We start from the raw sequence: 13041 nt of genomic DNA, 5'->3' as shown, positions 1-13041 counted from the left end.
TTTATGGGCTTTGGAGTCATGCATAAGCTGAGAGGAGTTGAGATATTTTGGACGAAACATGGGGCTATATGGAGTCGGGGCTTTGCACGCCGGCCCACAATATGGCAATGGACGAAGCATTGATGAACTGGCAGCGCAAGACGGGCATGAAACCTGTGCTCAGGTTTTACGGATGGGCGCCAGCCGGGATTTCAGTGGGATTTTTCCAGAAACTGAATGGCAGCATCGATCTCGAAAAAGCTGCGCAATTGGGCATACCCTTGGTCAGGAGGCAGACCGGCGGAAAAGCCGTACTCCACGATCAGGAATTGACTTACAGCGTAGTGATTCCGGAACATCATCCATCCATGCCGAAATCAGTAAAAGAAGCGTATTTGGTCATTTCCCGAGGCTTACTTGAAGGTTACCGCAATTTAGGGATTCAAGCACAACTCGCTGCGGAGAGGAAGCGTTCGAAAGAATCTTCAGCGGTATGCTTTGAAGAACCGTCTTGGCATGAATTGACTGTTGAGGGCAGGAAAGCGGCAGGAAGCGCGCAGACAAGAAAACAAGGCATCATTTTGCAGCACGGATCTATTCCGCTGCAGCTGGATGAAAACCGTTTGTTCGAATTGTTTGTCTACCCGAGTGAAGCGGTGAAGGAAAGGGCGCGCCAAGCTTTCCGCACACGCGCCGTCGCGATCAACGAACTCCTGCAAGAACCGGCAAGCTTAGAAGAAGTACAACAGGCATTCAAGGATGGATTTGAAACGGGGCTTGGCATCCTTTTGGAAAAATTCGAACCACCAGCTGAACTGCTAGAAGAAGTGCGCGTGCTCGAAGCCAAATACGCAAGCGAAGAATGGAACCACCGACGAGAAGAGAAAGGGGAACTTATGCGATGACAAAAACAAAGCAGCGTGAACGTAAACCCGAATGGCTGAAAGTGAAATTGAACACGAACGAAACTTATAATGATCTGAAGAAATTGATGCGCGAGAAAAAATTGAACACGGTATGCGAGGAAGCAAAATGCCCGAATATCCATGAATGCTGGAGTGAACGCCGCACCGCGACCTTCATGATTCTGGGAGATACATGCACAAGAGCGTGCCGGTTCTGCGCGGTCAAAACCGGCTTGCCGAACGAACTGGATTGGGGCGAGCCGGAGCGCGTAGCGGAATCGACGGAAATCATGAACTTGAAGCATGTCGTCGTTACAGCGGTGGCCCGCGATGATTTGAAAGACGGCGGGGCTGCAGTTTTTGCGGAAACCGTCCGTGCCATTCACCGGAAAATGCCGGAAACGACCGTCGAGATTTTGCCGTCCGATATGAAAGGCGATTACGAGAGCCTGCATATGTTGATGAGCAGCGAACCGGATATTTTCAACCATAATATCGAAACGGTGCGCCGCCTGACGAAGCGCGTCCGTGCGAGAGCGACCTACGATCGTTCACTGGAATTGCTATTGCGGGTCAAGGAAATCGCACCGCATGTGCCGACCAAATCAAGCATCATGGTTGGGCTCGGGGAAACGAAAGAAGAGATTATCGAAGCGATGGATGATCTGTTGGCGCACAAAGTCGACATCATGACGATCGGCCAATATTTGCAACCGACATTGAAGCATTTGGACGTCGTCCGTTACTACCATCCGGACGAGTTCCAGGAGTTGAAGGAAATCGCATTGGCGAAAGGTTTCAAGCATTGCGAAGCCGGCCCGATGGTGCGTTCTTCATATCATGCGGATGAGCAAGTAAACGAAACCGCTGTCCAGAAACGCATCAAATACATGAAAGGCGTCGAATCAACGGGCGCGAAAATCGACCGCATCGAATTTTGAAATAGCGGAGCGGGTCTATAGAAACCTTTCTTAGAGGAGGGCTTGAATTGAGAAAAATACTTGCTGCGGCTATGCTGTTATCCACCGCGCTGTTCGTTATGAGCGCATGCAGCCCGTTGCTTGCGGCAGAGGAACCAGACCTCTTCGAATATGAAGGGGCGGCAGTCGGGAATAACAGTGCCGTTCTCAACACCCTTAACAGGCTGCCGGGTGCAGAGCATTTTACAGGCTTTGAACTGGAGACGAAACAACAGCCTTATGGAGTCACCGCCTCTTACGATTGGGAAAAGGCAACATTATCGGATAAGGAAACAGCGGCACATAATGCGACTTATTTGTTTACGCTGATCGACAATGTGGAGTGGGTCCAATTTGACTTCGACACAGGAGCAGACGTGGAACAATACCAACTGACGAGAGAGCAATTGCAAGCTTGGTATGAAGTGGATTTGACCGAAATTGATGAGCAAGAGAAATTAGAAGAGCTGCTCGAACAATATTTGGATGAAGACCAAAAAATTGATGCGCTGTTGACACAATCCTAAAACTGCATGAAACCTAAAAAGAGCAGCGGCATTAGGCCGCTGCTTTTTTGTGTTGAATCGTACTGAAAAAATTTCCCGGGAAATGGATAGGGGAACCCGGTTATTTGGCGATTTTTGCAACTTCCACAATCACTTGAGTCGCTTTTTCCATGTTTTCAGCGGAGATGAACTCGAATTTGCCGTGATAGTTTTCGCCACCTGTGAAGATGTTCGGTGTCGGCAAGCCCATATAAGATAACTGGGATCCGTCCGTGCCACCGCGTACAGGGATGATGTCTGGAGAAAGCCCCAATGTCTTCATCGCTTGTTCGGCCTGATCGACGATTTCCATTACCGGTTCGATTTTCTCGCGCATATTATAGTATTGGTCTTCGAGCTCGAGTTCGATCGCTTCTTCCCCGAATTCTTTTTGCAATGCGGCCGCCACTTGCTCCATATGGCGTTTTTTTGCTTCGAATTTGTCTTTATCGAAATCGCGCACAATGTACTGAAGCACTGCTTGTTCGACGGAACCATTGAAGTTGTTCAAATGGATAAAGCCTTCGTAGCCTTCCGTTTTCTCAGGAACTTCATCAGATGGCATTTCAGCCTGGAAGCGCGTCGCGACCGTAATGGCGTTGACCATCTTGTCTTTGGCGGAACCGGGGTGGACGCTGGTTCCGTGGACTGTCAATTTCGCGCTCGCGGCATTAAAGCTCTCGTATTGAAGCTCGCCAAGCGGCCCACCGTCCATCGTATACGCGTAGTCTGCGCCGAAACGGTCGACATCGAATTTATGCGGGCCGCGGCCGATTTCCTCATCCGGCGTGAAACCGACACGGATTTTGCCGTGCTCAATTTCAGGGTGTTCGATCAAATGTTCCATCGCGGTCATGATTTCGGCTATTCCTGCTTTATTGTCGGCACCGAGCAAAGTCGTGCCGTCTGTCGTGATCAAAGTATGGCCGACGTAATTCTGCAAGGCCGGGAAATCGCCCGTTTTCATCGTCACTTTGTCGTTTAATGAAATGTCTTTCCCGTCGTACTATTCGATACGCTGCGGGTTGACGCCTTTTCCGGTGAAGTCGGTCGCCGTGTCGACATGTGCCAGAAAGCAGATGTCAGGTCGCGGTTCTGCAGGGTTCGCCGGCAAAGTGCCGAATAAATAGCCGTGGTCGTCCACTTCGACTTCCTCCAAGCCGATGTTCTTCATTTCTTTTTCCAATTCAGCGAGTAAATCCCATTGCCCCGGTGTAGAGGGAGTTGCGTCATTTTCGAAATCGGATTGCGTGTCGATTTTGGCGTAGCGAATCAGGCGTTCGATCAAGTTTTCGATCATGGTAGAGCCTCCTATGTATGTATGACTACATTTTAACACGAAATTCGAAATACATAGAAAACCTCGAAAGCCTTTCAAGTTACGTTCCAGCCGGACGCTTTCCGCGGGCACGGCCTCAGCCGCTTCGTCGCTGACGCTCCTGCAGGGTCTTCGGCTCGCGCTGGTCCCGAAGGAGTCGCCGGCTTGCACTCCACTAGCGTCGAATAATTATTTATTCAACTCGCTTTTATTTTCATTAGAATTAACTAGGATATTAAATAATTTGTAAATGAAAAGCTATGACTTCCTTAACACCTCTAAAAACCAGCGCAGGGGCGCTGGTTTTAATCTTGTTGTTTGGTGGCAAGTGACCGGATATGGGCTTGCTTGACTTGCGCCAATAACGCGTGTTCAGTCAGCAAACGGTAACCTGTTTGCGCCAATGCTTTGGCGCCTTTGATCAAGGCTTCATCGCCTGCTTTCGAACGGGCGGCTTCCCGGAATTCTTCGGTATGGGCAATGAGGCTTTCGGGTCCGATTTTGATATAGCCGTGGGCAGTCGGCACTTCATAGCTGATATTGCCGGCATCGGTCGAACCGAGCCCGGAAATGCGCGAAGCGGCTACTGTGTCGCCTAGTGTTTCAAGTTCGGCTTTTAGGATTTCATCGAGCTCAGGCGTGACAACAAGATCCTTCACTTCATTCTGGAAACGTTCGATTTCGACACGGGCACCTGTTGCAAGGGCAGCGCCTTCAGCGATGGCACGCACTTTTTCGCCGTCTCGGCGGTCTTTTCCAAGAATCTCCGCGGATGTAGAAGCGGGCAGAGGCGTATTCCGGAATGATATTCGGCGCGTCGCCTCCGTGCGTGATGATGCCATGCACCCGTGCATCATCCGGTAATTGTTGGCGAAGGGCATTGATGCCGTTGAACAATTGAAGCACGGCATCGAGTGCATTGATGCCTTTTTCAGGAGACCCGGCAGCATGGGCCGGCTTGCCGTAGAAATGAAAACTCAGCGGGTCGACGGCGAGCGAAGGGCCTGTAACCGCCGAGTTTCCAGACGGGTGAAGCATCAATGCGGCATCGATTTTTCGAGAAGTCCGTGTTTGACGAAACTTCCTTTCGCGCTGCCATTCGGCCCGCCTTCTTCAGCGGGGTGCCGAGGACGACGACGCGCCCGCCGGTCAATTCAAGGTTTTACTGAGCGCAATCGCGGCTGCAACACTGGTCGTGCCGATAATATTGTGCCCACATGCATGCCCGATGCCCGGCAAGGCGTCGTATTCAGCAAGAAACGCGACGGTCGGTCCAGGCTTTGGCTGTCGCGGACTGCGTAAAAGCGGTGTGGTGGCCAGCGACACCGTATTCAACCTGGAATCCCGCTTCTTCAAGCAATCCGGTCAACAGTCCGCTCGCGAACACTTCTTCGTTGCCGATTTCCGGATTTTCATGGATGGCATGGCTGATGCGTAAATACTGTGCACGGTTCTTGTCGATCGATTCCGTAATTGTCTCGCGCTTCGCTAATGATGGTCATGTGATCGTCCCCCTCAAATGAAATTTCTTTTTTTAACGGCATGCAACTGCAGTTCGTTCGTTTATTTATTTGTAGTCGACTAATTCTTCAACTGAAACGAAAGTCGGGATTTGAGCGCCTTCTGTATGCTCGATGACAAACTCAGCTGTATCTTCTTCCTGGTACAATTCGACGATGCGCTGATACGCTTCGTTATCTTCTTCGCCAGCTTGTGCGGCGATCAGGTTGATATAAGGTTTTGCCGTATCGCTTTCACGGGCAATCGGATCTTCTGTCGGGTTCAAGCCTGCGTCGACTGCGATGCCGTTATTGACGATGGAAGCAGCGACGTCAGCCATAGCGCGAGGCGTATGGGCGGAAGTCATCGGGACAACTTCGATATTTTTCGGGTTGTCGATGATGTCTTCTTCCGTTCCGGTCAACCCGGCATCGTCGGATAACGTGATGAGCCCGGATTCATCGAGCAGGAGCAATGCACGGCCCATGTTGGTCGCTTCGTTCGGCATTGCGATTTGTGCGCCTTCGGGAAGTTCTTCGATCGATTCATATTTATCGGAATACAAGCCCATCGGTGCAATGACGGTAGAGCCGATCGGCACGATGTCGACATTATGCTCTTCGACAAACTCATCGAAATAAGAGATGGTCTGGAAAGCATTCAAGTCAAGTTCGCCTTCAGCGAGTGCCAAGTTCGGCGCAACATAATCCGAGAAGGTGATGATATCGAGCTCGATGCCTTCTTTAGCGGCTTTGTCGCCGACATAATCCCAGATCGTCGTGTCCGATCCGCTGATGCCTAGTGTCACTTTCGTCGTTTCTCCAGCTGAGCTATCATCTCCGCACGCGGTGAGAAGAGCGGCTACGCCTGCTGTTGCTAAAAGAGCTGTAATTTTTTTCATGATGAAATCCTCCAATGTGTTTTTAAAGTAGTGGTGCTGATGAATAAATAAATCGCTTTATTGAATTTGATTGACGTGCATAAAAGAACTTAGCTCCGGCGCACTCTGCGGGACATGAGGTTGCCGAGTGATTGGACGCCTTGGACAAGGACGACCAGAATGGCGACAGTCAAGAGCATGACCAATGTGTCGAAGCGCTGATAGCCGTAAGTAATGGCCAAGTCGCCGAGTCCGCCGCCACCGATCGCACCGGCCATGGCGGATGCGCCGATCAAGCCGACGATGGCGATGGTCAATGCCAGGACAAGGGAGCTGAGCGCTTCTGGGATAAGGAAGCGGAAAATGATCTGGCCGGGAGAAGCGCCCATCGCCTGGGCTGCTTCGATGACGCCTTTATCGACTTCAAGCAATGAGTTTTCGATAAGGCGGGCGATATACGGCCCTGCGTAAAATACCAATGGAACGATGGCGGCGGCCGTGCCGATCGATGTGCCGACAATGACGCGCGTCAATGGAATGATGGCGACCATCAAGATGATGAACGGAACCGAGCGGAATATATTAATGACGATGTTCAATACGTTAAATACGGCTTCATTTTCGAGCAGGTGGCCCTTTCTCGTGACGACCAGCAAGATGCCAAGCGGCAAGCCAATGAATAGTGAGAAAACGAATGATGCACCCGTCATGTAAAGCGTCTCCCATAAAGCTTCTAAAATTTGCGATTGATCAACCTGCATGTTGCTGAACCTCCTCTACTTGAATATTGTCGTTTCGGATTGAGGCGAGTGCCCGGTCGATTTCTGCGGGTGCGCCGTCGAACTCGACAATCAAGTTGCCGTATGGAATGCCTTGGAGTTCTGTAATGTTACCGAACAGCACATTCAAATCGAGCTGGAATTCACGCGATACTCTTGACATGAATGGTTGGCCGACTGAATTCCCGGTAAACTGCACACGGTATATTGGCCGGGTGCCGTCGTTATAACGGATCTGCTCAAGCAGCGAATCCGGCAATTCGTCGTTCATGACAGAACGGACGAAACGCTTTGTCGTCGCGTGCTGAGGATTGGTGAACACTTCAAACACGCTGCCTTGCTCGATGACGCGGCCTTCTTCAAGCACGGCCACTTTGTCGCAAATTTCCCTGATAACGCCCATTTCGTGAGTGATGAGTAAGATGGTGATATTGTATTCCTGGTTGATGCGGCGCAGTAGATCCAGTATGGACTGAGTCGTCTGCGGGTCGAGTGCTGAGGTTGCTTCATCGCACAGCAATATCGAAGGGTTCGTTGCGAGTGCTCTCGCAATGCCAATGCGCTGCTTTTGCCCGCCGGACAATTGATCCGGGTATTTTTTCGCTTGGTCGGCAAGCCCGACAAAATCCAAAAGTTCCGCCACTTTCCGGTCGACTTCCGCTTTTGGGGTCTTGGCCAGGAGCAGCGGCATCGCGATATTATGGTGCACTGTTTTGGAGTTCAGCAAATTGAAATGCTGGAAGATCATGCCGATGTCTTTTCGCGTATCGCGGATTTTGCGTGCGCTTAAAGTGGAAATATCTTCTCCGTGGATGAGCACGCGTCCTTGCGACGGCCGCTCGAGCAAATTCACCGTGCGGATCAATGAGCTTTTCCCCGCGCCGCTAAATCCGATGACGCCGTAAATTTCGCCGGTCTCGACGGTCAAATCGATGCCATTGAGTGCATGGACTTGCTGCTTGCCGGATACGTAAGTTTTCTTGACTGCTTCAAATTGAATCATGGTGTCCCTCCTGTGGCTGCAAATAACGATTCGAATGAGTGCGAACGAACACTTTCTTGAAATAACAACAAAAAGCCCTCTTTTTTCTTATGCGCAAGAAAAAAGAGGGCTCCAAAGTATGAAACCATCTCATTCTCATCTTCCAAATGCCGAAGCATTTGCAGGAATTAGCACAGTTTTCGCTGGTTTGCGAATCTGCTGCCGAAACGTCATAGGGCCTGTCCCTCGATTTCTCTGGATAAGAAAGTGATGTAAGCTATTCAATTCATTGATTCCTACTCTATTTCGAAATAGCGAAAAGTCAATAGCTTTCATGTAATTTTTGGAAGATAAGTTATTTATAGTAGTTAAAATTTTTAGAAAATATGCTTGACTTTAGCCGAGGCTGTCCACTATACTTTTCAACAAGCAAAAATAACTGAATACTCTTATCACGAGAGGCGGAGGAATAGGCCCTACGATGCCCGGCAACCAACAGGCTCATGTCTGGAAAGGTGCTAAATCCTACAGCGCGCATTTGCGTCGCTGAAAGATAAGAGGAGGCAAATCCGCATATGACGGCCCTCTTCTTTCTGAAGAGGGTCTTTTTGTGTCCTCCTCAAACCGAAAAAACTATCAGAAAACAGGAGGAATTGACAATGACAAACTTTAAACCAGAAACTCTTCTATTACACGGCGGCCAAGAACCGGATCCAGTAACAGGCGCTCGCGGCGTACCGGTCCATAAAACGACTTCTTATGTATTCAAAGATACCGAACACGCACAAAACCTATTCGGCTTGAAAGAAGCGGGCAATATCTACTCACGCATCATGAATCCGACAGTCGATGTGTTTGAACAGCGCGTCGCACTTCTTGAAGGCGGCACTGCTGCAGTAGCTTTGTCTTCAGGAATGGCAGCCATTGCATTCTCAGTGTTGAATATTGCTGAAGCGGGAGATGAAATTGTTGCCGACAGCAATTTATATGGAGGAACTTATAATCTATTTGCCAACACATTACCGCGCTATGGCATTAACGTAAAATTCGTCGATGCCACCGACCCTGAAAATTTCCGTGCAGCGATCACGGACAAAACGAAAGCCTTGTTCGGTGAAATTATCGGAAATCCAAGTTTGAACGTGTTCGACGTCGAGAAAGTAGCCAATATCGCACATGAAAATGGCGTACCGCTTTTGATCGATAATACATTCGCGTCGCCTTTCGTCAGCAACCCGATCGAATTCGGTGCAGACGTGGTCATCCATTCCGCCACGAAATGGATCGGCGGCCACGGGACGACAATCGGCGGGGTAGCGGTCGACGCCGGACGCTTTAACTGGGACAACCCGCGCTTTCCGAATTACACGGAGCCGGATGAATCCTACCACGGCATCCGTTTCGGAATCGATGTACCGGAAGCGGCATTCGCGACGAAATTACGCGTCCAGCTGTTGCGCGATTTCGGTCCATCGCTCAGTGCGGACAGCGCCCATGCACTGCTTCAGGGACTTGAAACTTTGCATCTACGGATTCCACGCCACGCGACGAATGCACAAAAAGTCGCGGAATATTTGAAAGACCATCCGCAAGTCGAGTGGGTCAATTACCTTGGCCTTGAAGGACATCCATCCAAAACACTTGCTGATAAATATTTGAAAGACAGCTATGGTTCGATCGTCAACTTCGGCATCAAAGGCGGACGGGAAGCCGGCCGCAAAGTGATTGATGGCGTTAATTTATGGTCGCACGTGGCGAATGTCGGCGATGCCAAATCATTGATCATCCATCCGGCGTCCACGACACACCAGCAATTGACAGCAGAAGAGTTGAAAAACAGCGGTGTAACGGAAGAGTTGATCCGTTTGTCTGTAGGATTGGAAAACCACGAAGATTTAATCGCTGATTTGGAGCAAGCGATCCAAGTAGCAGTACTCGAGAACGCGTAAGGAGGGATTCGGATGACGACAGTATCCATCGGCCAGCTGAAACTTGAATCGGATCAACTATTGCCCGAAGTGGAATTGGCGTATGAACGCGTCGGAGAAAGTTCTGCACCGGCGATTCTGGTTTGCCACGCGCTGACGGGCGATCAATATGCAGTGGGAACTGCAGATCAACCCGGCTGGTGGGCAGGGCTGATCGGCCCAGGAAAAGCGGTGGATACCGGGCAGTTCCAAGTCATCACTTTCAATGTACTCGGCGGCTGCAGCGGTTCGACCGGCCCGCTTTCGATCAACCCGGAAACCGGTGAACCTTACCGAGCGTCATTTCCTGAACTGACCATCCGGGATATGGTGAGAGCGGAGCGGAAAGCCTTGGAGCTGCTAGGCATCAACCATTTGGCAGCGGTGATCGGCGGTTCTCTCGGCGGCATGAAAGCCTTGGAATGGGCGAGCCTGTACCCTGAGTTTCTGGATACGGCAATTACGCTCGCCGTAACGCCATATTACGGAGATTATGGTGTGGCGTTCAATCATATCGGCATCCAGGCGATCGAAAACGATCCCGAGTTCCAGTCAGGTAATTATCACCCGGAAACCAGGCTGAAAGGATTTGAAATCGCCCGCATGGCCGGCATGGTGACGTATCGGAGCAGCCAGTTATTCAATGGTCGCTTCGGCCGTGCACGCTGCGGAGAAGAATTTGAAGTTCAATCCTATTTGGATTACCAGGGGCGTAAATTGGCAGGGCGTTTTGACCCGAATAGCTATCTCGTTTTGCTGAAAGCCATGAATACACACGATGTGGAAGAAGTGGAATTAGCCGCCGAGCTGTTATCGATCTCCTATAGCCACGATTTATTGTATCCAGGAGAATTGATGATTCCTTGGGTCGAAAATCAGCCCAATGCGAAATGGGAGAAAATTGAAACAGATTTTGGCCATGACGGCTTCTTGGTGGAATTCGAAAAATGGGCACATCACGTACAGGCTCAATTGCAGAAAACGGTGAATGCCAAAAGCCATGTATTAGCATAAACCTGTCCATCAAAAAAAGATCGAAGCCTAAACGGCTCCGATCTTTTTTTGCGTTTCGTCAATCCTCGTCTTTAATATCGATATCATCGGGGATTGGCGTAGCGCGCCACTCTTCCAGCTCAAGTTTTGCGATTTCCAGCTGTTTGAAATGGCTCTCGAATTGGGAGGTGTTGATCAAGTATTGTTCTCCGTCATGGACTGCGCGGATCCGGCCTTCAAGTACGTAACGGTTGACTTGCTCTTCCGGCATCGACAAAAAAACGGCAGTTTCCGGGACTGTCATATACATGCGATCGCCTCCTCTTTTCTTCTATTATAATGCTATTTGAACCCTATCTCAAACCATCCGTGCCGTGGTATGTTTATGGAGTGTGAATGAATTTTCCATAATCTAGTACAAGCATGGCCATTTTTACAGCGATGCTTTTAAAAAACATTTTAAATTATAGAGAGAGAAAGCGGTGGGAAGCTGATGCAAATTAAGGCATACATATGGGTATTATTCGCAGCGATGCTTTGGGGCACGACAGGGACAGCCCAAACTTTCCTGGTGGGGGAAGCCCATCCGTTGACGATTGGTGCAGTTCGCCTCGCAATCGGCGGTTTTGGCCTTCTGGCATTTGTGTGGATTTCAGGAAAGCTGAGTGGCGTAAGGATTCCGTGGCTTTGGGTCGGGCTTTCCGCATTGTGCATGGCCTTGTTTCAGCCTTTCTTTTTTTCAGCCGTGCAATTGACGGGCGTCGCGATCGGGACGGTCGTGGCAATCGGCAGCGCGCCAGCTTTTTCGGGAATATTGGAAGCGCTCGTATTGAAGCGCAAACCAGAGCGAGTGTGGGTATTTTCAAGCGTCTTGTCTGTAGCCGGCTGCATTTTGCTTTTTGCGAACCGGGATAGTTATATCGTCGACCCGCTCGGCGTGATGCTCGGGCTGTTAGCGGGATTGGCGTTTGCAGGATATGCCATGTTCAGCAAAAATGTCTTAGGCCTGATGGAAGTAGTGCCCGCAGTGGCTGTGATCTTTTCGCTCAGTGGTCTTGGCTTATTGCCGTTCCTGTTTTTCCTGGATACCGGCTATTTAGCGGAACCGAAAAACTTGATGATCGTTGCTTATTTGGGCCTTGCCGCGACAAGCCTTGCTTATTTATTATTTTCGAGCGGATTGAAAACCATTCCTTCCTCATCGGCGGTCACCTTATCGCTAGCAGAGCCGCTGACAGCTTCTGTATTGGGGGTTGCCGTAGTCGGTGAAGCGTTAAGCGGACAGTCTTGGTTCGGGATTGCGCTGTTGATTGGCGGCATTGCGCTGCTGGCATTCGGCAAAAACCGCAAAGCTTAAGAATTTCTTCAGAATTTGAATGGGCTTCGCTTAAGAATTTCATTTTATACTTAAGCCAGAACTGAAAAGAGGTGGAACGTGTGGAACAGCTGACAGTCATGGTGGCAGATGATGACCAGGAAATCCGGGAAGGCATCAGCATCTATTTGAAAAATGAAGGCTTTCTGGTAGTAGGGGCAGCAGATGGGCAGGAAGCGCTCGATTTGCTGGAAACGACGCAAGTGCATCTCGTCATCATGGATATCATGATGCCGAAGCTTGACGGCATTCATTCAACATTCAAGATTCGTGAAAAACGCAATATCCCGATCATCATGCTGAGTGCCAGAAGCGAGGATTCTGATAAGATCCACGGGTTGTCGATCGGTGCGGATGATTATGTGACCAAGCCTTTCCATCCGATGGAATTGATGGCACGGGTGAAATCACAACTCAGACGTTACGTGAAGCTTGGAGATTATGGGCAGTCCAGCCATACACTTGAAATCGACGGATTGAGGCTGGATTCAGAGTCGAAAACGGTTGCGGTAGACGGCGCAGAAATTCGCATGACACCGACGGAGTTCAATATAACCGAGTTGTTGATGCAGCATCCTGGCCGTGTCTTTTCCATCGGTGAGATCTACGAGCGGGTCTGGCGGGAGCCGGCATATAATGCAGAAAACATCGTCGCTGTACATATCCGTAAAATCCGGGAGAAGATCGAAGCGGATCCGAAAAATCCGAGGTATGTAAAGGTGGTGTGGGGCATTGGCTACAAAATGGAAAAATGATCTTTGGTCTGTCGCTGCGATTGCGGTTGCTGCGATATGCCTCGTCTACTGCTCTTCTTTTATTTTGGACTTTGTCATCAAGTCTCCAGAAGAATTGCTTGCCA

The 13041-nt window shown here is 50.0% G+C and carries 11 protein-coding genes, 2 pseudogenes and 2 riboswitches; of the genes and pseudogenes, 7 read left to right on the top strand and 6 right to left on the bottom strand.

Features of this window, described 5'->3' with window-relative positions:
* The first annotated feature begins 44 nt into the window (after positions 1 to 44).
* The 3 genes from CW734_RS14910 to CW734_RS14900 are packed head-to-tail and all read left to right on the top strand — an operon-like array spanning position 45 to position 2370.
* The gene (locus CW734_RS14910) at positions 45 to 884 is read left to right on the top strand and encodes a lipoate--protein ligase family protein (protein ID WP_157824199.1); all 840 of its coding nucleotides are present in this window, start codon (positions 45 to 47) and stop codon (positions 882 to 884) included.
* The gene (lipA, locus tag CW734_RS14905) at positions 881 to 1825 is read left to right on the top strand and encodes a lipoyl synthase (RefSeq protein ID WP_101191463.1); all 945 of its coding nucleotides are present in this window, start codon (positions 881 to 883) and stop codon (positions 1823 to 1825) included. Before CW734_RS14910 ends, lipA begins: the two co-directional genes overlap by 4 nt.
* Positions 1826 to 1872: 47 nt before the next feature.
* Positions 1873 to 2370, top strand: a complete 498-nt coding sequence (locus CW734_RS14900; RefSeq protein WP_101805561.1) for a DUF4825 domain-containing protein — start codon at positions 1873 to 1875, stop codon at positions 2368 to 2370.
* Positions 2371 to 2470: 100 nt separating this feature from the next.
* On the opposite strand, the pseudogene pepT reads toward CW734_RS14900, so the two are convergent.
* From pepT to CW734_RS14875, 5 genes and pseudogenes are all read right to left on the bottom strand, one after another.
* Positions 2471 to 3688: pseudogene (pepT, locus tag CW734_RS14895) on the bottom strand (peptidase T).
* Between the two features lie 323 nt (positions 3689 to 4011).
* Positions 4012 to 5180 (bottom strand): annotated as a pseudogene (locus CW734_RS14890) (M20 family metallopeptidase).
* 93 nt (positions 5181 to 5273) lie between these two features.
* Positions 5274 to 6107 carry a MetQ/NlpA family ABC transporter substrate-binding protein gene (locus CW734_RS14885; protein WP_101191459.1) on the bottom strand — a complete coding sequence of 278 codons (834 nt, stop codon included), beginning with the start codon at positions 6105 to 6107 and terminating at the stop codon, positions 5274 to 5276.
* Between the two features lie 89 nt (positions 6108 to 6196).
* Positions 6197 to 6847 (bottom strand): methionine ABC transporter permease, encoded by a 651-nt coding sequence (locus CW734_RS14880; protein ID WP_101191457.1) that lies wholly within the window; start codon positions 6845 to 6847, stop codon positions 6197 to 6199.
* Entirely contained in the window at positions 6837 to 7868 is a 1032-nt protein-coding gene (locus tag CW734_RS14875) for a methionine ABC transporter ATP-binding protein (protein WP_101191455.1), read from the bottom strand. The genes CW734_RS14880 and CW734_RS14875 overlap by 11 nt, the downstream gene beginning before the upstream one ends.
* A gap of 132 nt (positions 7869 to 8000) precedes the next feature.
* Positions 8001 to 8113: riboswitch (SAM riboswitch) on the bottom strand.
* Between the two features lie 180 nt (positions 8114 to 8293).
* A riboswitch (SAM riboswitch) is annotated at positions 8294 to 8407 on the top strand.
* Between the two features lie 99 nt (positions 8408 to 8506).
* On the opposite strand from CW734_RS14875, the gene CW734_RS14870 reads away from it, so the two are divergent.
* Complete coding sequence (locus CW734_RS14870) at positions 8507 to 9796, top strand: O-acetylhomoserine aminocarboxypropyltransferase/cysteine synthase family protein (RefSeq protein WP_101191453.1); 1290 nt, start codon at positions 8507 to 8509, stop codon at positions 9794 to 9796.
* A 12-nt stretch (positions 9797 to 9808) separates the two neighbouring features.
* Complete coding sequence (gene metX, locus CW734_RS14865; protein WP_101191451.1) at positions 9809 to 10828, top strand: homoserine O-acetyltransferase MetX; 1020 nt, start codon at positions 9809 to 9811, stop codon at positions 10826 to 10828.
* A 58-nt stretch (positions 10829 to 10886) separates the two neighbouring features.
* Here the strand turns inward: metX and CW734_RS14860 are convergent, their stop codons facing one another.
* On the bottom strand, positions 10887 to 11117 hold the full coding sequence (locus CW734_RS14860; protein ID WP_101191449.1) for an excisionase family DNA-binding protein: 231 nt from the start codon (positions 11115 to 11117) through the stop codon (positions 10887 to 10889).
* A gap of 183 nt (positions 11118 to 11300) precedes the next feature.
* Between CW734_RS14860 and CW734_RS14855 the strand changes: the two genes are divergently transcribed.
* Both CW734_RS14855 and CW734_RS14850 read left to right on the top strand, forming a co-directional pair.
* On the top strand, positions 11301 to 12164 hold the full coding sequence (locus tag CW734_RS14855; RefSeq protein ID WP_101191448.1) for a DMT family transporter: 864 nt from the start codon (positions 11301 to 11303) through the stop codon (positions 12162 to 12164).
* A gap of 80 nt (positions 12165 to 12244) precedes the next feature.
* A complete protein-coding gene (locus tag CW734_RS14850; protein WP_101191446.1) occupies positions 12245 to 12937 on the top strand; it encodes a response regulator transcription factor in 693 nt (230 codons plus the stop codon).
* The last annotated feature ends 104 nt before the right edge of the window (positions 12938 to 13041 follow it).

The organism is Planococcus sp. MB-3u-03, from assembly GCF_002833405.1.
In the GTDB taxonomy this organism is placed as follows: domain Bacteria; phylum Bacillota; class Bacilli; order Bacillales_A; family Planococcaceae; genus Planococcus.
This window is presented reverse-complemented; position numbering and strand designations above follow the sequence as displayed.

Excerpts from the sequence above, each read along its gene's own strand:
- metX (WP_101191451.1), top strand. The coding sequence starts at position 9,809 with ATGACGACAGTATCCATCGGCCAGCTGAAACTTGAATCGGATCAACTA.
- CW734_RS14855 (WP_101191448.1), top strand. The coding sequence starts at position 11,301 with ATGCAAATTAAGGCATACATATGGGTATTATTCGCAGCGATGCTTTGG.
- CW734_RS14860 (WP_101191449.1), bottom strand. The coding sequence starts at position 11,117 with ATGTATATGACAGTCCCGGAAACTGCCGTTTTTTTGTCGATGCCGGAA.
- CW734_RS14875 (WP_101191455.1), bottom strand. The coding sequence starts at position 7,868 with ATGATTCAATTTGAAGCAGTCAAGAAAACTTACGTATCCGGCAAGCAG.
- CW734_RS14885 (WP_101191459.1), bottom strand. The coding sequence starts at position 6,107 with ATGAAAAAAATTACAGCTCTTTTAGCAACAGCAGGCGTAGCCGCTCTT.
- lipA (WP_101191463.1), top strand. The coding sequence starts at position 881 with ATGACAAAAACAAAGCAGCGTGAACGTAAACCCGAATGGCTGAAAGTG.
- CW734_RS14880 (WP_101191457.1), bottom strand. The coding sequence starts at position 6,847 with ATGCAGGTTGATCAATCGCAAATTTTAGAAGCTTTATGGGAGACGCTT.
- CW734_RS14870 (WP_101191453.1), top strand. The coding sequence starts at position 8,507 with ATGACAAACTTTAAACCAGAAACTCTTCTATTACACGGCGGCCAAGAA.